This window comes from Nostoc sp. DSM 114159, assembly GCF_053470285.1.
On record NZ_JBPFEH010000001.1, the window covers coordinates 1,790,125 to 1,815,083 of the forward strand.

Consider the following 24,959-nt stretch of genomic DNA (forward strand, 5'->3'; position numbering starts at 1 on the left):
GAAGATTAATTGCACATTTGTAACGTGCGGCGATCGCTAGCTGCGATCGAATTTAACCGATAAAAGTCTTGCAAAGCCAGGGAGTAAGCATAAGAATTTGACTCATCCTCACCAACCTGCGGTAGTCTATTGCTCGTAGCTACCTGATTCGATTGTTCAGAATTGGCTTCATTTGACGAAGTATTAACCGTCATTGCCAACTCTCCTGATGGGTTGATTGTACCCTGAAAACAATTCAACTCTGATTGGGGCATATACAGCGCACCCTTTACCTTGTCTTGCTGCTTTTGAAATATGATATAACCTTGACCAAGCTGGTTTGGCTTTGGGGATTGACCATAAAGGTAAATCCCATCTTTTACAGGAAAACTTCCTTTTGGTAAAACTCTTGCGCTTTTTGTAGTTCCCCCATCGCCTGGAACCAGCGCTGTGATTGTGGGTACTGTGTTTCCACCTCCAGAAGCCGCATTAAGTTGACTTCTTTGATCTCGAACTTTTCTCAGCTGCGACAAAAGAGAGTTTTCGGAGGTTTTATGAATCCGAGCCGATGATAATCGAGAATCTGTAAATGATGTTACTTGAGTTTGCTTGGCTAAAAAGCCCAAACCGAGAAGTAAGCCTAAGCCCGCGAGGGGAATTCCCCACTTTCGGGGAGATAATAACTGATGAAGGTTGTTAAGCACCCTACTTCTCCTGTTAAAAAACTAACTAAGTTCTCTAGAACTTACTTAAATCATCACCAAGTCTTAATTGTTAAAGACTTTATCCACGACTTATATTACTGTTGTCCAGAAAAGAAAACTGTCAAAAACAAAAGTTTTTATTGGATTTGGTTCTACAATCTTAGGTTACCATCAGTTAGAGTCTTTATAACAGAGGGTAGCAGGCAGTTCTTGCTGGGGCAGGAGTCAGAAGGCAGGAGTCAGCCACCTTTAAAAGCATGAGATGAAAGTAAGGAACTTCCAGAAAATAAAATATACAGGTTATAAGAATGATAATCATTCCGAGGGTTAGTGTTTGACTTTCTGATGACAAACTGCGGTCTAACGTTACCCTTGGGTGTGTAGATATCTTGAGTTTGTCGCCTACAGCATTCACGGATTCTACAGGACTAAACAGGCAGACACCGAACAAAGCGCGTAGGCGTAGCCCGCCGCGCCCGTTGTCTAAGCCATCGCTAAAAATTAGCTGTATCTCTTGCTGTGTTAGAACCTTGGCGCGACCATGACGGTTTATTTTCATCGCTAGACTGTAGACCCTGCGATCCACAGCTTACAACGATTTAACACAGATTAATCGGAATTATTTAACCGAGATTAGCGATCGCAAATTAATGAATAATTTTGAGTGCAAAGACAACCCAATTTTCTCGCATCAGCCCACAAAAGTTACATATCTCTTTGTGAAAAAATCCCCATAGCGATCATTAAAAACGTCATTTAGAATGTCATACTAAAAATTTTACTTAGGTCTAATTCTCCCGCATAAAGCTCAGTTGGTTGGATAGAAGCTTGGGGTAATCCCCACGGTTGAAACTGTGTCAAAGTGGGAGAAGTTTGGATTTTGAATACTTGCGGGCTTGAACTTACTGTCGGAGATAAAGTTATATTAAATACATAGTTTGGGGCGCCGAGAACATCAGTGCTAGGGAGGGTATTTACAGTAAACGTTTTTGCCAAGCCATATATTACATTAGTTGTAGTAGGAGGATTAATATAGCTTGGACGACTGCCTTGATAAGAAGCAAAACTAGGATAGTAAGTTTTAGTGGTAGTACTGTATTCATAAGTAGCAAAGGAAATTGCTACCACCTTTTTACCGATTACTCCCATCAACAAAGCTAACTGCGCCTTATTTGGGGTCGAAATACGCCCTGTAAGGAATATATCTCCCACTGGCGAACCATCCCATTGAACATTACTAAGCACTGCTACAACAGGGTAATTATATATCCCGGTTCCGCCAGGACTTGGGCGACTGGTGGGATCGATTACGTATTGATCTGCGACTAGAGCTAAATCACCAATGCTTAATGTCTTAATAAACCCAAGAGGTTTATAGGTATTTGGCTGGAAATTGTAACCTTGTTGTACATCTAAAGATTTGTTAATACTCACAGCGAAGACCGGAGTAGTAAAACCTATAGAACACGCTATACAGCCTAGTAATAAAGCTTTACTCAACAGCATAAGTTTTTCCAAATATTAAATAGATGGTTTGAGTGTTTTTTAAGGTATAAACTCATAAGATTTATACTTGCATGAATCATGCTACAACTCCATATTTAAACAAATTTTAATAGACATGATGTGCTACGGAATGTAGCACCAGGTTTTGTTTTTAGTGTTGAAAAAAACGTATTTAAACCAGTGATTATCGCCAAAAAGAAGGCCGAGGATTATTTGAAATAACTATTAGAAAACAGTGCAAATAAGTAAGTCGGTACAATAAAACCAAACTGTGTAAATAAAAGTAAATAACGCTCAAACTCTTTCTCCCCCTGCTAAAAGCTCTCTGCTTTTGTTTTATGCCAACAATATTTATTTACGCTGACTTACTTAAATCCGACTCTACTAACTGTAAAAGCGGATAATATTCGCCGTCTACGCGAGTTGATGAATAAGGGACTTCCAAAGAATAAATTGTTCCAAAAAACTAATCTTTTGGCAGAAAATTCAATCATTATTACTGAATTTACTACCAAAAGGAGGGGAGAAAGTGGCAGCCGATGGCTGCCGCTTTCTCCTCTATAATAATGATTATTATTATCTTAAATGGGATGTTTTATTTTTTGGAAGTCCCTAAGAAGAATTGTATCTGGCTACACTCTACTCAATATACTTCCTGCCTCAAAATGTAGAAAAAAACTTATGAGCGCAAGGCTTTTACTGGATCGATCTGGCTAGCACGCAGGGCGGGAAGCAAACTAGCTCCCACCCCCACCAGTAGCGCTGAACCCACTGCTAGCACTGCAATTCTGCTATCAAACTTATAGGGCAAGCTAAAGGTATCGGTAATTACAACAGTCAATCCATGCACTACTCCTAGAGCCGCTGTTCCTCCTATTAGACTTAAAAGCATCGCCTCTAAAATAAATTGCAGCAAGATTTCGCGTTGGGTTGCACCTATAGCCCGTCTCAAACCTATTTCAGCAGTTCGTTCATTTACAGAGGCAATCATAATATTCGCAATTCCAACACCGCCAACTAACAGCGCGATCACTCCTACTGCTGTTAGACCTTGAGAAGCCATCTCTAGAGTTTTTTGCTGCTGTATAATATCTGATACATTATTCCAAAATTTAAATTTGTAACCTGGAAATCTTTGTAACAGTAACTCCTCTGCTTGGTGGCTTAACTCTTCCACATCTGCAAGTGCATAAGGGCGCATTTGGATGCTCCCAATGTCGCGGCTACCAGTCGAAGCGTTGTAAATAGACATCGGCACATACAGTTGACCCGCCGGAGGTGCATCTTCACTTAGAATAGTTGCTACCACCCCGATAACGATATAGGGTCTGTCCTCAGCATAAATCAGCTGCCCTACAGGTTCTTGCTTTTGAAAAAGTTGTTCTGCCAGCAATTGATCGATTACGATTACCGGGCGGTAGTTGGCAAAATCTTCAGACGTGAAAAACCGTCCTGATACTAAAGATATCCCTGAAGTCAACAAAAAATCTTGGGAAACAGGTGACAAGGTTGGAGTAAATTCCTTGTCGCGAAATATAGTTGGTGTAGAACCAGCCCAATTAAAAGAACTGATCGCTTGCAAGCCCACCATTCGCTGTCGTAAGAATTCCATATCTTCCAACTTGAGTTGGGTAGCTTGACCACCAGAATCCCAATTTGGATAAACTGAAACTTGAGGCGCACCTCGTTTTGCTAATTGTTGAGCGATCGCATCTCGGCTAATATTACCAACCTGAAGTGTAGCGCTGACAGCAGCCACACCCATAAATACCCCCAGAGTAGTCAAAGCAGAACGCAAGGGGTTTCTACCTAAAGAGTGAAAGGTAATATTTAATAAGTCAAAAGCTGAAAGAGCCATAATAGTTGCTTTTCTCTAGCTTAGGTATTGGGGACAAGAAGCGGAGGTGCAGAGGTGCAGAGGTGCAGAGGTGCAGAGGGGCAGAAGGGTAGAAGGGCAGAGGGGCAGAGGGGCAAAGGTGCAGAGGGGAAAAATTTACTGCAACTTCTCCCCTGCTCCCCTACTCCCCTACTCCCCTGCTCCCCTGCTCCCCTGCTCCCCTGCCTTAACTGGCAGCCCTGGCTTGAGTTCCGACTCAACGGGTGGCAGTATAACCTGTTCGCCGGGATGCAAACCAGAGGTTACTTCTACATTCATTAACCCCTCCAATCCCAGATTAATGGTGCGTTTTTGAGCATGATTTTGGCTATCCAGAACCCATACAAACGGGCGTGGTTGCGATCGCACAATTGCCTCTGTCTTCAAAACTACTACGTTCTGGCGTTGCTGCAACACAACCTCGACATTTACCCTGCTACCAGGGAGCAGTGTGCGAGTCGGTCTATCAAGCTCAACCGTTGCGGGTACTGTTGGTTGCTCTGATTGTTTTGAACTGCTACCATCTTGTTTTTGGGCTTCAGGGCTAAGTGCTTGAGGATACAAGCTTTTTACGCGTCCAGAGAATCTCCTTGCATTCGGTCCGATCGCATTAATACGGGCAAGTTGGTTGACGCGAACTTGAGCAGCGTTGAGGGTAGAAAGCTGGAGTTTCACTAAAACTTTTCTGGGGTCGCCCAAAGTGAGCAGATTGGTACGCAACTCGACCCCATCACCGTTTTCTACATTTACACCCAAAACTACGCCATTCAATGGTGCAGTTACAATATTATCCTGGAGTTGCTGCTGAATAAGTTGGCGCTCCAATTGCAAAGTCTGAATTTTGAGAGCGGTTGTACGTGCCTCTGCTTGATTATCTCGCAGGCTAGCGCGAGCAACGCGTACAGTATCTTCCTGCGTTTTGGCTTGTTCTTGGGCAATAGCTCCCTCTCGCACCAAGGGAGCAAGCCTCTGGAGTTGTTTTTCTTCGGCTGTTAGTCGTTCTTGGGCTTCAATAATTTTCTCGCGACTACGTGCTAAGTTGAGTTGCTCTTGTTGAATTTGTAATTGCTGATTGGTAAGAGCAACTTTTCGCTCAGGGTAGCGCAGGGTCAGCAGCACTTGACCAAGTTTTACCCTCTCGCCAGGTTTTACCATGACTCGTTCTATTGCACCTTCTTTTGGGGACTTCAAGATTCGCTGTTCCCGTAACTCAACAGTACCGCTCTCATTGATTGTGGTTTCAACATTACCTCGCTCCACGGTTAACAAGCGTACTGCTACTGGTTCAGGAGGTTGATTTAGAGCGAAGAAGTAGGTTAGCCAACCGCCAGCACCGGCTAAAGCTAAAACTCCTGACCAAGCTAGCCATCGACTTGGGATATTAAATTTATCTTTTTCATATTTCCAGTTCATGACAACTCGAACCAGTGAGTTTGCAGTTAATTACAAGCAATGTCTACAACGGGTGGTTCCTGAGCGCAGCCGTACCACTTCGTGGAAGCAAGCTACGCGCAGCGTCTCCGACAGGAGAAGGGCTACACCTACGCAATTACACTAATGTTGAAGAATCTCGCAGCCAAAGATCGAACACGACGAGGCGACTATTGTTCAAAACGCGGCAAAAATTTGAACTGAGATAATTTCGCAAACCAGAGTAATAATCAAGCCACCAGAAAGCGGGCCAGGCGATGACTATGAAACTTGCTCCTGCTTGACGCATTCGTTCCAGTTCTCGGATGGCGATCCGATCGTTTAGTGGCGCTCCCCAGTATTCACCGTCCTGTTCTAAAAAGGGCAGAGCATCGTATTGCGGCAGAATCTCGCAACCCCATTGATTTTCATCGACCAAAATCAAACGCTTGCCAATGGGAATCACACATGCAATTTCCTGCATAGCAATTTGTAGGCGTTCTGACCAACTCAAATTAATTTCAGGTATCAATTCAGACGTGAACTGACTGCGGCGCATACTTATATGCAACAGGCGCTCTGCTAGCCACTGACGATAAGATGCATCCTCTGCACGCGGCGACTTTAACAAATAAGCGATCGCATCAGTACGTTCTGCCATCACACCAAGTGGGCCTGTTCCTCCAACACTGAAATTAATTTGGGAATCTTGTTCAAGATGATATCGGACTTGGGCTAATTGTTTAGCAATAAAGAAGAGATCGAATTGCGCCGCCATACGTAAGTATAAGTTCAAATCAAGCATATACTTGGAGTGCGGTGCGTCGATTCCCCCAACCATTGCCAGGGCATTAGCGCGAAACACGATCGCTGAACATAGCAAAATCCATTTCCGCCCATCAGCAATTTGGTGGATGAACTCTAGACCATCAATTGACCCTTCTGGAAAGTTATCTGAAAGCTCTTTGCCTGTCACATGCACTGGAACACCATTAGTGTCGATAATTTCAGCTTGCGCAACCGAAAAACCAGCATTTGGATGGTTGTCTAATGCTAAAACAGATTCATGGATGAAGTTGGGCAGCAGAATGTCATCGTCCGACAAGAGAGCTAGATAGGGACTAGAATTTACCTCAATAGCTCGCTGCCAATTGCGAAACATTCCAATATTCGTTTCGTTGCGTATATAAGTGATGCGCGAATCCGCAAATGAACATACAACTGCCTCTGTATCATCGCTAGAAGCATTATCTAAGACAAGAACTTGAAAATCTGGATAGTCTTGTGCCAATGCGCTCTGCAAGCTAGTTTTTAATAACTCCGAGCGATTGTAAGTTGGAATTACAATGCTAACTTTGGTTTGAAGTGCCATGTGTTTAAAATTACCGCCTTTTTAACTAAAAATGTTTAAATAAAATTAAACAGACATACGTAAATCAAAGACAACCAAGCGCTCATTATCTAAAACACAGCGAAACTTAGTACGTAAATAGCAAGCGAACTCAGCATAATAATCAAACCACCAGAAAGCTGGCCATCCAAACACGATAAAGCTTGCTCCTGCACGGTACAGTCGTTCAAACTCTTTAATGGCAATGGCATCATCTTTTGGCGCTCCCCAATACATCCCATCTTTTTCTAGAAAGGGAATTGATTGGCACTTGTCCAGAAGCTGACCAGATCCCCATTCGTTCATGTCAACTAAAATGTACCCTTGCCCCATTGGAATTAAGGGAGTTAGTTCCTGCTCCAACCTGCCCAGACGTTGGATAAACTCATACTCAGAACCTTTCCAGCGCTCAAAAGCATCTTCGATTTGAATGTCGTGCTTGTGCAAAGACTCGCGCAAGGCTTTTATATGATCGTGATATTGGCTAAGTTGCCAACTATAAGTAAGCTTGCTACTGCCATTATGACCATGAATCCGATACAGGGCTTGGTACTCAGCAATGCGCTTGATGCTACCGAAAAAAGGAGACAAAAAAGTTAAGTACGCATCAGCGTTAAGAGAGTAGTAAATATCGGGTAGGGGAAAAATTTTCTCTAAATAACTGCGTGACCAGGCATTGCCGCTCGTGGGTGAGAAAACATAGCTTTCAATGCTACCTTGAAGAAGCACATCGCGCAAATCTCCTTCTGGTAGAGGTTGATCGGGAATTAATTTTCCCAACAGTTTACCATCAGCATCTATAGCGGATAAAGGCCAGTGTACCTGTACTATATTCGGATAGCGCAGCAGTTCAACGGCTTTGGCGATCGCATCAGGCAGCAAAACATCATCTGCATCTAAAAAACAGACAACCTCACCACGGCTCGCGGCAAAACCGACGTTGAATGCAGAACCCTGTCCGCCATTTTCCTTTAGCAGAGAGATAATCTCTTTCCCATAATTGGCAATGATTTGCTGTGAGTCGTCTGTTGAACCATCATCAACCACAATCACTTCTAAAGGCTGATAGTTTTGATTGAGAGCGCTATCAATTGCCTCCTTCAGAAAACGTTCATAGTTGTAGTTGGTGATGATAATACTGGCTAGAGGCTTGTTCATGAGCGTAGGTCAAATACAATCAGATGGTCATTTTGTAATACACAGGGAAACTTTTGCCGTAAATATTCATGAAATCCGGTGTAGTATTCCAGCCACCAAAAAGTGTGCCACAAGAAAACGATCGCACTAGCACCAGTTTGGTATAGGCGATCGAATTCTCGAATAGCTGTGTCGTCATCTACTGGACGCCCCCAATACCACCCATCGCGTTCAGTAAAGGGGATTGTTTGAAAACCTTTAATGATTTCGTTACCGTTCAGGCGGTCTTCATCGACCAAGATAAAAGATTCCTGTGGCGATATCAGAGTTTTGAGTTCCTCTCTTACCTCGTACAGATGACCAATGTGATTCCGCTCTATGGCAAAACTTAAGTCTCCGTACAGTGAAACCAAGTTCCATTTTTCTTGAATACGCTCGAGGCTCTTGGCGGATTGTTCAAGATCCCATCTCATGAAAAAATAATCGAGGTCTTCTGGATGAGGAGGATAAGGGTGCCAGAAATGAACAACAGATTTCGGCTCAAAGACAACTGGAATTTTGGCATTATATAAAGCCAAACTAGAATCGAAATGATCTAGAAAAATAACATCTTCATCGAAAGGAGAAACTCGATCAAAAACACTTCGACGGTAGAGCCGACAGTGAGCTTCTCCAGCTAACTGTATCGTCCGGCGATGAGTTCCGCGATCGAGTTGCTGCTCGCTCGTGGCTGGCAGGACTTCCCATTTAACGCCGTTAGCTGTTTGTACTGACCGAACCTGACCCTGGTTTGGGTCCCAATGAACGTTTGTCGCTCCTAAAGGCCCCTCAATAATTCGGGGCACAGCTACATCAGCTGGTTGTTCTTCGCAGGCGGCGATCAGATGGGATAACCAACCTTCCTCAACAAGAACATCATTCTCAACGAAGCACAAAAAATCATCCTTAGCTTCTTGAATTACCAAGTTTCTTAACTGGTTGGGCTGCAAATAACAATCTTTGTAAATGACTTTGACATTACTGCGACCTTCTAATACCTGTTCTATCTGCTGCCAATACACTTTCGGAGTATTGCAGTCTACTACAATCAGGTTAAACGGGATGTGGGTGTAGTTGAAAATTCGCTGTAAAGATTCAACTGCTAAGGTGAATTGTTCGCGAGGAAAGAATCCGATAGTTACTGTTGACATAATATATCTCCTATACTCAATGACAGTTAATTCATTGCCGCCTCTAGCAGAGACGAAAGAACTTTATCTGAGTCAAAATATTCCTCTGCTAACCTCCGTGCTGCATACTGATGTTGCTCATAGTCAGCGTTGATGGCTTCTACACCTTTGACTGCCTCCTGTTGGTCGCAAAAAGTTAAAATCCCTTCTTTGATGGGTAGCCAATCGCTCAAACCTGTATCTTGTACTAGAATTGGCTTACCAGAAGCCAGATAACAAACGCTGCGATCGCTAAACCAGCCACCTTTGGTAGCAACATAACCCTGTTTTGCGACTCCAAACTCAGCGCGGGATGCTTGGACAAATTTCTGGTAAGACTCTGGGGTAAAGGAGGCAATCCATCCGGGAATCACCTCCCAGCCATACTGTGATAGTTCATCGGGAAAGCCACCGCTTAAGGCAATCCGAAATTGCTGTTTGGTGAGTTGCGGTATATCTATAAATTTTAAGAACTCTTTATCCTTATTGCCGTAGGTGACTCCTTCGTAGACCACCTCTCGATAACTGTGCCACTGCATAATCGAACTGAAGTGGGTGGTATGATTGTCTTCAGTTACTGGCCAGTAAGGCAGTGCTACTGGAGGTAATGTCTTTTGCCAATGCCTACCGTTTGTGGGGATAAGACAGTCTTCAGCACCAATGCGTTGCCCAATCGTGAAGAGGCGATCGCAACGTTCAATTGTCTCTACTAATTCCGAATTACCGCTAGCAATATTAATCTGCGTAAAACCGGGATCGGCGTCAATGTAGATGCGGCGCCGCGGCCATCCATACTCATCTCTCCAAACAGAAAGTGGAGAGCCACGAACAATCATTAAATCAGCCTGAGAGCAGATGTCTTTAAACTCGTCAATCTCCATCCCAACTGAATGCTCGTCAGTTCGGTAAATCCACTTGTTCTTAAAACCAAGCGGTTCTAGGCAGTTTTTAATATAATTTGTTGGATAGTCTAACTCCGTCGTGATTTGCTCGGTTTCCCAGTTGTAAACCCACGACTCTGACCCGCATTCTTCTAAGTAGAAGATATCATGCCCAAGCGCACGCAGACCCAGGAGGTATTGCAGGTCAGACCAGGCGTTGCCTCCTATGGGAAACCGACCAATAGCACTAGCAAAAATAATAATCATCCTATTTGAAATTTGTTATATGTTTTCATTAGATGTATTAGCTGATGATTTTTCCTTCTCCATAGGCAGTCAGACTCGAAATTGAGATAGATGGGCTGTGTTCGTGCTTAAAACTGTTTCCAGTAGTCGAGGTAGCACCACTTTGTAACTAAAGAATTGTTCGGCTAATTTCCTTGCTGCCTGACAGTGAGCCAGATAATTTGTATTGACGCGCTCGATGCAATCTACCGCTTCCTCCAAAGATGAAAATGCCAACACACCTTGCCCGGTCGGCAGCCAATCACTAAATCCGGTATCTTGTAAGATGGCGGGACGACCAGCTGCGAGATAACAAACACTGCGATCGCTAAACCAACCGCTACGGGTTTTGACATAAGCTTGTTTGGCAACGCTAAATTCTCCACGGGAGCTAGTCAGATAAGTTATGTAGGTTGACAGACTTGCGCTAATTTCCTTACCATCTCGAACTAACCAACCTGCTGCCTTTAAAGATTTCGTAACCTCTGCTATTTCTGCATCCTTGCCAGCAAGAGCGAGTTCGAGTTGCTGCCAACAGTGGCTAGGAAGTTCTAGCAAGCGCATGAATTCCCGATCTTTCTGCCCATAATCCTCACCTTTATAAGTCACACCTCCATAAGCATTCCAATTGGCAATTGTCGTAAATGGTAAATCTGCGCGTTCTTCACCACTATCTTCAGGAATAAGTATCGAATTCCATATCTCTGGCACAACGGGCGGTACGGTAGGGAGCCATTCAATTCCATCACTCGGTATGCTGCAATCGGGTTGTCCAATATTAACGCCGTAACTAAAGTAGGCGTGATAATCGTTACGCCCCTCAGCGGCGAACGTCCCAATCTGGGTAAAGAATGGGTCCATGTCGATTAATACTCGGTGTTTGCATAAAAGAAATTCAGATAACCAGCAAACTCCACCGATATTTAATAGCAGATCCGCCGTCTTGAGCATCTGCTTTATTTCTTGCCAATCTGCACCGTAGATATCTCCTGTATCCCGATTTACATAGCAAACTGTGGCATTCACGCCATAACTGTGCATGAGCGTTTGGACTGCGTGAAGTCCAAAGCCTGGGTCATCAGTGTAATTATGGGCGATGGGGTTATAGCAAGACCCAGCCCAGCCGCTTTCCTCTAGGTATAAGATTTCATGTCCCAAATGATGTAGCCCTAAAACATAATGAAAGTAGGCTAAGAGATTGCCAGCAACAGGATGTCGAATCATATATCCGCAAACAACAATGCGTGCCATACTTATAACCCCGCTCGTTCCATGAGACTGCCAATCACTTTCTCTGCGGCAAAGTACTCCGAAGCAATTTCACGAGCTGCCCGACAATTGCCTTCGTAGTCGCTTTTGATCGCCTCCACTGCCGCGAGAATATCTTCCATAGTGTTGAATGCAAATAATCCTTTCCCCGTGGGTAAGAACTTGCTAAACCCTGTTTCTTGGGCGATCGCAGGACGACCTGCTGCCAGATAGCAGGCAGAGCGATCGCTGAACCAGCCAGTGCGAGGACGAACATACTGATCCTTTGTAACAGTGAACTCGCCTAGAGAGGCACAAATATAGTTACGATAGGCGATCGGATCGGATAATGCCCTAGCATAAATAATCCGCCAACCGCGATTAATCATTTCAGCTTGCTCTTGAGGATTAATACCTTCAAGAGCAAGCTCAAGCGGTAGCAAAGATTTTGCTGGAAGGTCTATGAAACGCCGGAATTCTCGGTCTTTGCGCCAGTAATACTTCTCCCCCTGCCAAACGATATCATTGTCCCAATGCTCCCAGTTTGAGATAGTTGTGAGAGCCGAGTCCAAAATTGGTGGACTATCGGTAAACCACCAATCGAGGCAAACTGGCGGTCGCGTCGGATGCCACTGGTATCGATCGACGGGTACAAGACAGTCGGGCGCTCCCAGATTCTCGCCATAGGTGAATAAGTAATTGTAAGCATCAAGTTGCTCAATCTTTTGAGCGTCATTCTCGGCTACTTTGATCTGATCGACCATCGGATCGGTTTGTAAATATATCAGACAGGCAATATCGTCGTGTTCACTACGTAGGGGATGGTATCCACATAGATTGATGACTGCATCCGCTTCCTTGTATAACTTTGCCAATCCCATTAAATCACGCGCTCCCAGGGTTGCATCTCGCACTCCTGGAGGACGGAAAATCCAACGATCGCCCAAACCGATACTATCCATGTATTGGGCAAGATAGCGCACATTTGCTGAATATTCTGATGTATGCCAGCAGAAGGTAATCGGATCTAATAGTTCGCTGTCAGTATCCTCGACGTACCAGACATCGAAACCTAATCGCCGCAAGCCTGCTAGATAGTGGAGCACTTGCCAAGTCATGCCCCCAAATGGAAAGGATGCTAGCATCCCCCAGACGACGACTATTCCCCGAATAGCAGGCGGATAGTCAAAAGAAAGGATCATTTGGTTCACTCCATCCATCATTGAAATTTAAGAGCATAGTTGAGGATGCCATTCAAAGTTTGTTTAGCTTGAAAATATGTTTCAGCAATTTCCCTTGCTGCTCGACAGTGCTTTTGATAATTAGTATTTATTGTCGCTAAGGCATCAGCTGCTTCACTAAGCGTCGAGAACCGGAACATCCCCTCACCATTAGGTAGGAAGGAACTCGGTCCAGTATCTTGAACAACAACAGGTTTCCCGCTTGCTAAATAGCAGAGCGTGCGATCGCTAATCCAGGCATTTTGAAACTTCATACATGAAGGTTTCGCGCAACTAAACTCTCCTCGCGACATTTGGATGTAAGATTGATACCTATCTGGACTGCTAGCCATTTTGTAGGCATGACGCACCCGCCAACCATAGCTCTCCAGCACTTCTCGATCCTCTGCGTCTCCTTTATAATCAGTAACATCATGCGGTACGGTATTGTTGGCTTGCCAGCTTTGCTCTTTTCTGCTTCGATCGTCTTCCACGTCTCCCTCACCCAGGCACAGCGCCAGCTCAAGCACTTGGTCGGTTAAGCGCGGCAGTTCTACAAATTGCATGAAGGAAACTCGCTTGTTGTTCTCGTAGCAGATATCCTGCCCGTCCGTAATCCATTCCCCTTTGCCACCATTGCCCCACCAACCGGAGACAGTCGTAAATGCTTCGCTGTTGGGATTGTATACGTATGGCCACAATTCCAGACATACTGGTGGTCGAATTCGCATCCAAGTCAAACCACAATCCGAAAACTTAGCGCTAGGTGTGCCGACAGTTTCACCAGTACTAAAGTAATAATCGTGTGGGGGTACAACGATCTGTCCAACTGTTATCCAAAATTGTAATAAACCTGGATCGATATCTATTAAAGCAGTCCGTCGAAAACATGAAAGCAAAGCTGGATGAATACCGTAGTAAAAATTTAGTAAAAGGTCTGCTTGCCGAAAGATTGCCTGTGCCTTTGATGACCAAACTCCGATGTATTCATACTCGCTGCCACGATCGGATATCGCGTTCTGGTCTGAATAAAGGATGACCTTTCCACTAAGTCCATAGCGTTCCATACGTTGATAAAACGTAGAAAGCATAAGTTTATCCTGCTCTCGATCGCCGCTGCTGTGGAAACGCTCTAGCCAATACACCTCACATCCCAACTGGCGCAGCCCCTGTACATATTGCATATAAACCCAGAAATGACCCCCTCCTTCTGGAAAGGTGACGACGTTTGAAGGAGAGATGACAACGACAGACATAATACTTCCCTCCCAATTAAGCTGATAGGTTTGCTAGCAAATTGGCGAGTTCTCGAAAGCCTATAAGTTGGATCTGGAGTTCTGTGAGCTTGCTTCTGATGATTGGGCTGCAAAGCGTTCGTAATTCCGTTTCTCGCTCGATCGCATAGGTTGATGAAAACTCTGGATCGACGTAACCTGGATGGCAGCTCAATTCCGTAAACCCTTCCTGAACTTCGGTTTCTAGCATTTGGACTAAATTTTCGACGCTAATCTGCTCCAGGTGCGTCTCTCCATCCCATTGCCCATAAAAGCTGGGGAAATAACGAACCGGAGAGTGTTCTCTTAGTGGCAATCGATATTGCTGCGCCAAATTAAGGAAGTGGGGCAGTAATTGAGGAGAGCGGTGGATGTTATGATGCGAGTCAAGATGAGTCGGTAGATGCCCTATTAGCTCTTGAAAGCGTTTCAATTGGCGATTTAGTTCAGCACGGCATCGATCCAAAGTCGTGAGATCGAGTGCTAATTCTCCATCCTCGGTTGTGATATTTACATGCAAACCAACGCTCAGTTCGGGTAGTTTACGGCTTAAGATAGCTGCTTCCTCACTCGCTGGCATATTCACCATTAAGCTCGTGCTAGTTAGGACTCCGTTACAGTGGGCTTCAACAATGCCACTGTTAATTCCTTGACTAGCACCAAAATCATCTCCATTAACAATGCAATACTTCATGGATCGAACTCTTTAAACAAAAATCTTGCTAGTTTTTAACCGCCTGTTTGCGAATTCACGATCGCAGATCGCATGGTTGAGTTGAGCCGAAGTGTAATTTATACAGCTTCTTGTAATAGCCACTTACCGCTAGCAACTCCTCGTGAGTTCCCATCTCTACTACTTTCCCCCGATCCAAAACTACGATTCGGTCGGCTCGTTGAATTGTCGAGAGGCGATGGGCAATGATAAACGTAGTCCGTCCTGCCATCAGTCGCTCTAATGCCTCCAGCAGCAGAAACTCCGTTTGAGCATCTAGGGCGGAGGTGGGTTCATCCAGAATTAGCACTGGAGCATCCTTGAGCAGGGCACGGGCGATCGCTAACCGTTGCTTCTCACCCCCTGAAAGTGTGGCTCCGCGCTCGCCAATTACCGTGTCATAACCTTGAGGTAATCGTTGAATAAAGCTGTCAGCATTGGCAACTTGAGCGGCTTTGACGATCGCTTCGCGGCTAGCATTAAAGCAGCCATACGCAATGTTCTCAGCAATAGTTATCGGCAGTAAAAATGGCTCTTGCAACACTAGGGCAATCTGCTCGCGCAGGCTTTTCAGTTGTACGCTTTGGACATCCACCCCATCAAAGAGGACTCGTCCCTGCCAAGGATCGAAAAACCGGAGAATCAGGGAGACTAGGGTAGTTTTGCCAGCACCCGTTGCGCCTACGAGGGCGATCGTTTCTCCCGGTCGCGCTTCTAGGGTAATTTCTTGAAGGACGGGATAGTTCGGTTCGTAACCGAAGGTGACTTTCTCTAAACATACGTGTCCGCGTCCTCCTACTGGACGAACTGGCAATGGTCTAACATCAGGAGCATCCTGCACCCCATCTTGAGTATCCAAAACCTCTAACACTCTCCTAGCACTAGCAGCTGCACTAGCAAAACTAGAGGACATATAAGCCAGAGTCGCCATCGGCACGTACAAGGAGGCGAGATAAGAGAGGAAGACTAGTAAAGAACCAATTGAGAGTGACCCATCCAAAACCTGGAAGCCACCGTAAGCCATGATTGCTGCTGTTCCAACTGCGGTTACACCTCCCACCCCAACTTTGAATTGCATTTGGGCAAGGATAGAGCGTACATAAGCTTGCAGGGCTTTTTGAGACAGGTAGCGAAAGCGCTCATCTTCGTGTGCTTCACGTCCGAATGCTTGAATAATCGGTATTGCTGTCAAGGTTTGCTCGCTGAGTGCAACGATCTCACCTTCAAATTGTTGATACTGATAGGTTCGTTCAGTCATGGGCTGGTTAAAGACCCAAATTAGTAAGATTATTAAAGGAGCGATCGTCAGCGAGAGCAGTGAAAGCAGTTGATTAATTTGCCACATCACGCCGAACATTGCGACCAAATTCACCAGAGAAGTAAGCACGGGCAGAAAAACCCCCATTGCCAAATTCTGAATACAGATGCTGTCGGTCATCACCCGCCTGACCAGATCGCCAGCGCGCTGTTGATTGTGGAATCTCAAAGAAAGATGCTGTAAGCGATCGAATAGTGCTGCTCCCAAGTCATAAACCATCTGGCTGCCAACACCAGCTCCAACATATTCCTGTATCAGTCGAACTCCCTCACTGGATAAAAATAAAACGATTGTGGCAGCTACTAACCAAGCGAGTAACTGCATATCGGATTGACTACCAGACAAGGTTTTGAGCCAAAGAACGCTATTTGGTAGCGATTGGTTGTTCAAGACGCAATCAACGATCAACTTCAAAGGCCAGGGCTTGAGTACATTTAGCCCCACATTAATCAGCATTAGCAGCATGACAAAAATGAGTCCGCGCCAACGAACCAGGGCGTAACGTGCCAATCGCAGCCACCACAGTTTCATAGAACGACCTCCTGCGGCGGTTTGGGAAACTGCAAGGAGTGCAAACGATGATAGAAACCATTGATAGCCAGCAACTCCTGGTGCGTTCCCATCTCCACAACCTTTCCCTGTTCCAGAACTACAATCCGATCTGCTCGTTGAATCGTGGAAAGTCGATGGGCAATGATAAACGTAGTCCGGCCTTCGATCAGGCGATCTAAAGCTTCCAGCAGTAAAGCCTCAGTCTGGGCATCCAGGGCAGAAGTGGGTTCATCGAGAATCAGTACAGGTGCATCCTTGAGCAGGGCGCGGGCGATCGCTATTCGCTGTCTTTGTCCGCCAGAGAGGAGCGCTCCTCTTTCACCGATCGGGGTATCATACCCTTGGGGTAACTGTTGGATGAAGTCGTCCGCCTTAGCCGCTTTGGCTGCTGCGATAATCTTTGCTAAACTTGCTTCTGGACATCCGTAGGCAATGTTCTCTGCCACCGAGAGCGGCAGTAAAAACGGCTCTTGCAGCATCAGAGCAATTTGCTCGCGCAAGCTTTTCAGTTGTACATCTCGGACATCCACCCCATCAAAGAGGACTCGTCCCTGCCAAGGGTCAAAAAAGCGGGGAATCAGGGAAACCAGTGTACTCTTACCAGCACCTGTCGCGCCGACGAGGGCGATCGTTTCTCCCGGTCGCGCTTCTAGGGTAATTTCTTGGAGGACGGGGTAGTTAGGTTCGTAACCGAAGGTGACTTTCTCTAAACATACGTGCCCGCGTTCTCTAAGTGGACGAACTGGCAATGCTCTGGCAGCAGGAGCATCTTGTACGCCATCTTGAGCATCCAAAACTTCTAAAACTCTATCTATATTGGCATCTACAGACTTCAGGCTCCCGTAGATGCCAAATAGACCCTTAAATGCTCCTTGTATAGATTGTAGGTATGCTAAGAAGACGAGCAAGCTGCCGATACTCATAGCCCCCAATAACACCTGCTGCCCGCCCACATACAGAACGATCGCAGTACCAATCGTTGTCACAGTACCATTGGCTACACCGTAAACACTTTTGAGCAGAGTTTCGCGTTGTGAGAGAACAACTGCGTCTGCCGCTAAATGCTCAAACTGCCGGGTATTGTAACTCTCTCTACCAAATGCCTGAATCATCGGGATTGCTGTTACCGTTTGGTGGACAAAACTAGTGAGGCGGGATTGGGCTTCACGGTTAAGTTTTGTCCGGCGTTTGAGTCGGGAACCAAAAACAAGGGCTGAACCGCCCATTATTGGAGCCACGAAAAGCGAAAGTAGTGTTAGTAAAGGACTTAGATTCCAGGCGACGAGGCTAATAGTTGCTAGCGTCAGCAAGTATTGCACAGGTGAAATCAGCAAAGCACCGCTTAAGGTATAAACGCAATAGGTATCTCCGGCTAGACGGCTGAGGGAATCACCCACAGTCCGTTGGTTATGGAACAGCAGTGAAAGGCGTTGCAAACGATAGAACAGTCTTTGGGCCAGTTCGTAGACCATACCTTGTCCGGCAGCGCTCCAGGCCCAGCTAAGGCTAGTTTCCAAGGTAGCGTTTAAAGTATAAAGTCCAAGGCTACAAACTGCGGCGACAACAACCAGCAACGCTGGTGTGAGCGCCAAGTTAAAAGTCCCCAGGAATGAGCGAACCAACGGGGGGATGACTGCCTGACCGAGAGCATAATCTACCAAGATTTTCATTGGCCAAGGTTGAAGTGTGGCGGTGGCACAAGTGCCAGCCGTGAGACCGAGGATTGCGATTAAGGTACGCCACTGGCGCAGCGGATATCGGAGCATCTGCCCGTATCGATGCATGATTAATTTGATCTCTTGCCTCACTTGCAGATTTACCTCTCGTCTGGCCATTTGCTTACTGGAGTACCAAGACGTTTGTCATGGCTGTAATATTACACTTTCTGCGACAGACTGGTTGTTGGTGGTTTGTATTGGCAGCAAGTAAACTCTTTTGGCAACAATCTCCAGTACTTGGTAAAGAATACGTCCCAACTGGAAGTTCTGATATAAGATGACACTGGCGTTCAGCGTACCTAGTGCAATTGTGAGTGTTGCTACTTCAGGCATTCCCAGAACGATCGCCACAATTGCGAACAGACAATAGCCAACCATCGCCATCATGGCTAACTGTGACATTCTCAAGGCACACCGCACCCGCAAAACTCTTTTGTTACCTCCATGATTTTCAGCACATACTTTCAGCTGAACTTTTGACCAAATCCCCTGATAAATCTCTAAATCCCAGTCGCTCCAGCCTCGATCCATCGCAATGAAATACTTGCAAGACACGAGTAAATCCATTACCTTTTGCAGCAGGTTCTCCTTTTCGATTCCTGCTTCTGTCCAATAGGACAACTCATAGGCGCGATCGCGCCAGGAAATATTTACTTTGTGCGCTGGCAAATCAAATTGAATTAAATCTGCTTGAGTTAATGTTTGAGTCACGTCGCTTCGCTCCGAATTCAAAATTCAAAATTCAAAATTAATGATCCCCATAAATAAATTTAGAGGCTTGTATCATGAGTCGTTTTCGGTCATTTTTTTAATGCTTCTATTTTTATTTACAGTTCATCAAACTTTATCGGCTCGGCTTTCTTAAGTTCTTTAATTCGCCATTTATAGCGTTCTATACTACGTACAATTGGCCCCAGGTAAATTAGTAGCGCCACCAGTAACCGTGCCCTGCCTTTGAGAAAACGAGAGTCAATCCGCGCTTGTATAGCACCAGCTACACACCAGCTAAAAGAGATAAGGAACATTGCTGCACCCAACCACGGGCGATCGCCAGATAAAAGCGCAGACACAAATAGGATCAAAGCTGCGATATTCCACTCCAGTGTCAGCGGGAGGTAAGAAATCAGAGACGAGGAAGGCTCGTACAAGGTTTGAAACAGACCGCGACCAAACACCCCAGAGTAGATAATTGGTTGACCAATACGAAGAAATGCAGATAAATCTCCGTAGATTCTCCCCAACCAAGAAGGCTGTCCCAGAAGGTTAAAGCGGTAGGGATGCTGAAAATAAACGAGCGCTTCTGCCTTGCCATAACCTTGCTGCTGTTTGAGATAGGCTGCTACTGTGTTACGGCGAAAATGCCATACGATTGCCGCTGGGCTAAAACCAATGGTGTAACCTCGATCTTGCAGTCGCCAGCAGATATCGACATCATCCCCGGCAGTACGAAATATCGGGTTGAAGCCGTTAATTTCTTGTAGAACCTGCCGACGAAAAGCCATGTTGCAGCCAGCAATATGTTCCGCTACTTCATCACTCAAAAGTATGTGGGTAGGTACGCCAGGTGAGACAGCAACGCAGGCGGGAACAAGAGAGTCTTCCGGGGGAGATAAGTTGGGCCCGCCTACGGCAGCTAGACCAGAGGAGAGAAACTTGGCGACCAGATAGGTGAGCCAGTCTGGATCTGCCATACAATCAGAATCGGTATAGGCAACAATCTCGCCAGTTGCGGCGGTCATCCCAACGTTGCGGGCGACGCTTAATCCCTTATTTTCTTGGCTAATTAGGCGTACATAGTCGTAACGCTGAGTAATTTCTAAAGTGCGATCGCTCGATCCATCATTAACTACAATGACTTCATAGTTGGGATAGTTGAGTTCTTTGAGAGAAGCTAGACAACTATCCATCGTGCGTTCAGCATTGTAAGCGCAGACAATCACTGAGACTTTAGGATATTCAGGTAGCGCTGGCGGCAGAGGCGCTGTGTAATACTGCTGAACTGTCTGGAAAGCTGGCTTTTTGAGCCGTTCGGCGTCAACTAGACCAAAAGCCCAATCTTGTATGGCATATCCGCCGGTAAACCATTCATCCGTCCAAGAAAATATGATTGTCCCGGCTGCTCCCATCTCAAAACTAGATGACAGCTTTTGAGAGAGAATTTCGGCTTGGGCTTGGGTTCCTTCACGCATCGAGTCAACGCCAAACTCACTCAGTACTAGAGGTTTATCCTCAGCTAGATTATGGAGTCGTGAGAGGTAGCGACGAAAATCTGTTTCCCGATGCAGGTAAACGTTAAAGCATGAAAAATCAGTAAAGTCAATATTTAAATACTCTGTAGAGGGGTAATTGGCATAGCTCACCAAACCTTCGGGATCGCTGTCTTTTGCTACCGCCATTAACTCTTTAATAAAAGCCCGAACTGGTTTTGCTCCATGCCATCGGACAATATCTGGAGGAATTTCATTGCCCACCAAATAGGCAAAGGTAGCGGGATGATTCCGGCAAACTTTAACTCCTTGAACAATGCAGTTACGGATTTCTGCTTTGACAGCAGAAGAGTTAAGGAAGGCAATATGCTGAGACCAAGGTATACCAATTAACAGTCTCAGACCAGAGATTGCAGCTAGATCCAACAGCCAATCAGGTGGAACAGTATAGGTACGCACACAGTTAGCTCCCATTTCTGCCATCATGGCGAAATCTTTTTCCACAACTGATTTTTCTGGAAAGGATTCACCGTGGCTACCAATGCAGAAAGGGCCGTAACTCACTCCTTTAAGAAAAAACTTTTTATCCTTAATAAAGAAAAACTTACCTTTTACTGTGACTGCCTCGCCTTGTGCAAGTGGTTCAGCACAGAAGCCAGAAGGTGTTGAAGTCAAGTTTCGCAAATTACCCCCGACAATTCCCTGCAAATTTATTTCCTTGTTGCTGAAACACTACGTCAGTTGGCTCAAAAAAAGAAACACACATATACTTAGTTCAATGCATTGGCAGCATATTTGGCGTTAATACCACCACAATCGCCATTAATTAACAACCTTGTAATACTTAAGAGTGTGTCAGAAGTGCGTTTGCGATCGCGTTTACGAAAATGTATGAATTAACGTATATTTTCAGTCTAGTTTTGTATCCAGTTGGTCAATTAAACTCAGCAACACCAATTGCTGAGTCAGTTCAAAATCTACAGTTGAATATTGAATATATAAATATAGGGTTTCATTTCAACCAATGGAGAAAATGTTGCCAAAAATTTGATACTACATATACCCAACTGGAAATGAGTAGTTTTAAAACTTCTTACTACTATGGTTTATAAACTTGCTCTCTGCTTTAGCGGTAGGTAACAATAACGTTGCCAAAATACTCTCTGGTACGGTAGGAGTTACTTTACAAGCACTATTGAGGCAATCTACCAATAACTGGCTAGCAGTATAGTATTGTTTAAGTATTTCTTTCTGCTGCTCGCTGAACTGCCATTGATGACCAATGTTGCGACACTGAACTATCGCCAACCTCAAATTATTAGCCCAAGTTTGACCGTTAGCATTCCACCATTCTTTTAACTTTTCTCTATCTTGAACTGGGGTTGGTAATTGTTCTTTGAGTTTTTGTAAAGAATGCTGTAGCTCAGGGTGACAGACAAGAATTCGGTCATCAGAAAGAGCAAAGCTTAAAGCCAAAACTCGATCTAAAGTCGGCTCGTTAGAGAGGGCAACGCTTAAGTGAAGGGCACAGTGAAGAGTTATATCTAGAGCTAAATCAGGGGTAAGATTACTAGTAAGTCTGAGATCGATGCCAAGGGAAAAAGCCAAGTCATTATTAAAGCTCAAGTCGTCGAGAAGTTCTAGGGTTAGATAAAAGGCACGAATAGCTACTCTTTTATGAGTAGACTGAACTGAAAGAGACTTATGGTTAAGCCAGTTGAAGAAATTTTCTAATTGCCAATCGAAGGCGGCAAGCCGATCGATATGTTGCTTCATTAATTGCAACAGATAAGTCGGATTATCCAACATTCCAGTGGTTAGTAAAAATATTTTGCGCCAACGTGGTTCAGTTAAATGGCTAACCAGATCGATTAATTTTTTTTCTAATATTTGAGGGTTAGGGCTAGTAACAAGATTTTTAGCTGTTAAATACTCCTGAAAAGCTATATGTGAAAACGAGTAAATTCCCTGCGCCTGCTCTATTAGTAATCCATGTGTCTCAAGCAGTTTCAGCACTGCTTCACTGTTGAGTTGCAGTATATCAGGCTCAGTTTGGGTTATGGGTAAGTTACAGAGGTAGTCCGTAATGTATTGCTCGATAATACTTTGTGTGAAAAAGTAATGACCTTGTTTAAAGGTAATAGCAGCAATTTGACTCAGCAGTTCCAGCTTTTGAGCTAAAGAAAAATGAAGATAAATTTCATCTCGTTTAATGTTCCTCACTTTATCCCAGCGATTGAGCAAAGTGTCCAATCCTTGCTTGTAAAATTCGACCTTTCTAATTGGAAAGTCCGAGCAAGCTTGAAAGACACAACAAGCCAAATTAAGCAAAAGTGGTCTGACAGCTAGTTCTCGAATTTGTTGATTCTCTAATAACTGTAATTTTTGCACAAATCGACAAGCTAAAGCTTTTCCTTTGTCGATGGAATTCTTACTAACATTGACAAACCAATTTTGCACAAAAGCCTCAATTTGAGAACAATCAAAATCAGCAATTTCAACATCACTAAATTCCTCGAACTGATACTGTTGATAACCGATACGACATGTTAGAATCAACTTATTTTGGTAATAGTTTGCAGCAAAACTGCGAATTTTAGTGATGATTTTGGCGTTATCATCTTCTGAAATTTCATCTAAGCCATCCAGTAAAATTAATATTTTGCCACTAACTAGTAATGTTTGAATTTCTCGATCTGAAGCACCGCAATTGGCAAGCTCTTGACTAATATAGTTCAATAAACTATAATTTCCGCTTTCTCTAGCATTCTCAGCAAAGTTTTTCAAGCGAATAAAAATTGGTATCCGGTCTGATAGTAATTTGCCTTGATTGCATTGCATAGCAATATACTGTAAAAACGTAGTTTTACCAGATCCTGGTTTACCTAGTACCATGAGTTTGGGATAGGTGATAACTGCTTGGATTGCAGAAACTCGTTCTTGATAAAGTTGATTAAAAGCAAAACAGTCGAACTCTTCGGGAATGAAGCTTTGTAGGTCGAGAATATCTACCCATCTTCGACTTGTAATATGATTCAGAATATTGGTGTTGACATAAATTTCTTCTAGTTGAATTGGTCGATCGATATCTAACAACCTCGTAGTGCCACATTGGCATTTAATCTTATCACTTAGACGCGATCGCAACATTTGCACTAAGCTTTCGATATCTTGGCAGTTTTCTCTTTCCCATTCCTGCTGATTGGGTAGTTCAGCAATATCTTGCCAATCTAAACCGAGTCGAAAGCATATTTCCATAAAGTTCTGACGCTCAATCGGCTTGCCTGTAAAAAATTTCCAGATTGGTTGCCGAGTCTCAAGTCCTATCTCGCTAGCTAAATACTCTTGCGTCCATTCTCTAATTTTAAAAGCCTTTTTTGCTTTCTCAATACCTACAGTAGATGCTTTCAACGAACGTCGTGCCATAAAGCAGTTTTTTAATCTCCAGTTATTAACTTAAGGAAATATTTAATCAATTAATTAATTATTGATTCATAATTATGTCACTTTCATGTTTAAGTTTTATCAATTTTTTTTGATATATCTAAATCAGTAAAATTGTAACTAACGTAATCAATGTAGTTTTACTGATATTTATTAATACGATCGGTTTAATTACTGAGTTTTAAAACTAACTAATTTCTTTCGGGGCTTCTTCCCTCTTATGGCTTATATTTTACCTTTATTTTGAAAAAAAAATGTTTTGATGATTTGTGATTTTAAATACGAATTAAAACAATTTAATTAAAAGTAGGAAAGGTAGGAAAAGTAGGAAAAGTAGGATAGATATACAAATTAAAGCAAACTCATCTGATATAACTTATACGTTAAGTCATACATGCTCCTGAATGGGATCGCAAACAGATTTGTTGGATTCATCCCCTATTTAGAAAAACTTTGCTATTAGGTATCCCAAAAGACAGTTGCTATTTTCGCCAGTACTGAATGTAAACTTTCAGACTATTTTCAGATTGCGATCGCCTTGATAAAATTCTCAAAGGTTTTACCTTAAAAAGCTACGCCAAGGCCATCTTTAGCACCGCTATCTGCGAAACTTTATGCCAAAAGGGGGAAGCAAAAAGTCCAAAAACCTCTTTCATTTGCATCTCTGCGATCTTAATGATAAGTTTTTAAGCGGACATGGTATCAACTAGCTACGCCTACGCAGGTATATAAAAATTGTTAATTATACCACATTTTACTGCGTCTACCTTAAAAACCATAGTTTTTTGGAATTAGGGTAAAGTTCACAACCCAAGCCACAACCGAATAATACACTCTCCTTAAAAGACTTCAAGTTTCAAAATGGACGGGGTTTATAACTGGCATAGAGT

At 44.1% G+C, this 24,959-nt stretch carries 18 protein-coding genes; all 18 read right to left on the bottom strand.

Annotated elements, in window-relative coordinates; genetic code table 11:
• Window positions 1-5 precede the first annotated feature (5 nt).
• Window positions 6-683, bottom strand: a complete 678-nt coding sequence (locus ACR5KR_RS07160; protein ID WP_445627148.1) for a hypothetical protein — start codon at window positions 681-683, stop codon at window positions 6-8.
• Window positions 684-867: 184 nt separating this feature from the next.
• Window positions 868-1,242, bottom strand: coding sequence for a hypothetical protein (locus tag ACR5KR_RS07165; RefSeq protein WP_445627147.1), 375 nt, complete (start codon window positions 1,240-1,242; stop codon window positions 868-870).
• Between the two features lie 197 nt (window positions 1,243-1,439).
• Window positions 1,440-2,189: a hypothetical protein gene (locus ACR5KR_RS07170; RefSeq protein WP_445627146.1), complete on the bottom strand. Its 750-nt coding sequence runs from the start codon at window positions 2,187-2,189 to the stop codon at window positions 1,440-1,442.
• Between the two features lie 679 nt (window positions 2,190-2,868).
• On the bottom strand, window positions 2,869-4,047 hold the full coding sequence (locus ACR5KR_RS07175) for an ABC transporter permease (RefSeq protein ID WP_448265974.1): 1,179 nt from the start codon (window positions 4,045-4,047) through the stop codon (window positions 2,869-2,871).
• Between the two features lie 168 nt (window positions 4,048-4,215).
• Window positions 4,216-5,478 (bottom strand): efflux RND transporter periplasmic adaptor subunit, encoded by a 1,263-nt coding sequence (locus ACR5KR_RS07180; protein WP_448265975.1) that lies wholly within the window; start codon window positions 5,476-5,478, stop codon window positions 4,216-4,218.
• Between the two features lie 136 nt (window positions 5,479-5,614).
• Window positions 5,615-6,847 (bottom strand): glycosyltransferase family 2 protein, encoded by a 1,233-nt coding sequence (locus ACR5KR_RS07185; RefSeq protein ID WP_448265976.1) that lies wholly within the window; start codon window positions 6,845-6,847, stop codon window positions 5,615-5,617.
• A 45-nt stretch (window positions 6,848-6,892) separates the two neighbouring features.
• Entirely contained in the window at window positions 6,893-8,023 is a 1,131-nt protein-coding gene (locus tag ACR5KR_RS07190; protein WP_448265977.1) for a glycosyltransferase family 2 protein, read from the bottom strand.
• Complete coding sequence (locus ACR5KR_RS07195) at window positions 8,020-9,192, bottom strand: glycosyltransferase family 2 protein (protein WP_448265978.1); 1,173 nt, start codon at window positions 9,190-9,192, stop codon at window positions 8,020-8,022. The genes ACR5KR_RS07190 and ACR5KR_RS07195 overlap by 4 nt, the downstream gene beginning before the upstream one ends.
• Window positions 9,193-9,218: 26 nt before the next feature.
• A complete protein-coding gene (locus ACR5KR_RS07200) occupies window positions 9,219-10,358 on the bottom strand; it encodes a glycosyltransferase family 1 protein (protein ID WP_448265979.1) in 1,140 nt (379 codons plus the stop codon).
• A 69-nt stretch (window positions 10,359-10,427) separates the two neighbouring features.
• Window positions 10,428-11,627, bottom strand: a complete 1,200-nt coding sequence (locus tag ACR5KR_RS07205; RefSeq protein WP_448265980.1) for a hypothetical protein — start codon at window positions 11,625-11,627, stop codon at window positions 10,428-10,430.
• Between the two features lie 2 nt (window positions 11,628-11,629).
• Window positions 11,630-12,826, bottom strand: a complete 1,197-nt coding sequence (locus tag ACR5KR_RS07210) for a hypothetical protein (RefSeq protein ID WP_448265981.1) — start codon at window positions 12,824-12,826, stop codon at window positions 11,630-11,632.
• A 17-nt stretch (window positions 12,827-12,843) separates the two neighbouring features.
• Window positions 12,844-14,100 carry a hypothetical protein gene (locus tag ACR5KR_RS07215; RefSeq protein ID WP_448265982.1) on the bottom strand — a complete coding sequence of 419 codons (1,257 nt, stop codon included), beginning with the start codon at window positions 14,098-14,100 and terminating at the stop codon, window positions 12,844-12,846.
• Window positions 14,101-14,116: 16 nt separating this feature from the next.
• Window positions 14,117-14,812: a carbohydrate deacetylase gene (locus tag ACR5KR_RS07220; RefSeq protein WP_448265983.1), complete on the bottom strand. Its 696-nt coding sequence runs from the start codon at window positions 14,810-14,812 to the stop codon at window positions 14,117-14,119.
• 55 nt (window positions 14,813-14,867) lie between these two features.
• Window positions 14,868-16,679, bottom strand: coding sequence for an ABC transporter ATP-binding protein (locus ACR5KR_RS07225; RefSeq protein ID WP_448265985.1), 1,812 nt, complete (start codon window positions 16,677-16,679; stop codon window positions 14,868-14,870).
• On the bottom strand, window positions 16,676-18,484 hold the full coding sequence (locus tag ACR5KR_RS07230) for an ABC transporter ATP-binding protein (protein WP_448265986.1): 1,809 nt from the start codon (window positions 18,482-18,484) through the stop codon (window positions 16,676-16,678). Before ACR5KR_RS07230 ends, ACR5KR_RS07225 begins: the two co-directional genes overlap by 4 nt.
• 78 nt (window positions 18,485-18,562) lie before the next feature.
• Window positions 18,563-19,129 (bottom strand): hypothetical protein, encoded by a 567-nt coding sequence (locus tag ACR5KR_RS07235; RefSeq protein WP_448265987.1) that lies wholly within the window; start codon window positions 19,127-19,129, stop codon window positions 18,563-18,565.
• Window positions 19,130-19,245: 116 nt separating this feature from the next.
• The gene (locus ACR5KR_RS07240; RefSeq protein ID WP_448265988.1) at window positions 19,246-21,333 is read right to left on the bottom strand and encodes a glycosyltransferase; all 2,088 of its coding nucleotides are present in this window, start codon (window positions 21,331-21,333) and stop codon (window positions 19,246-19,248) included.
• Between the two features lie 375 nt (window positions 21,334-21,708).
• A complete protein-coding gene (locus ACR5KR_RS07245; RefSeq protein ID WP_448265989.1) occupies window positions 21,709-24,051 on the bottom strand; it encodes an NACHT domain-containing protein in 2,343 nt (780 codons plus the stop codon).
• Window positions 24,052-24,959: the final 908 nt, after the last annotated feature.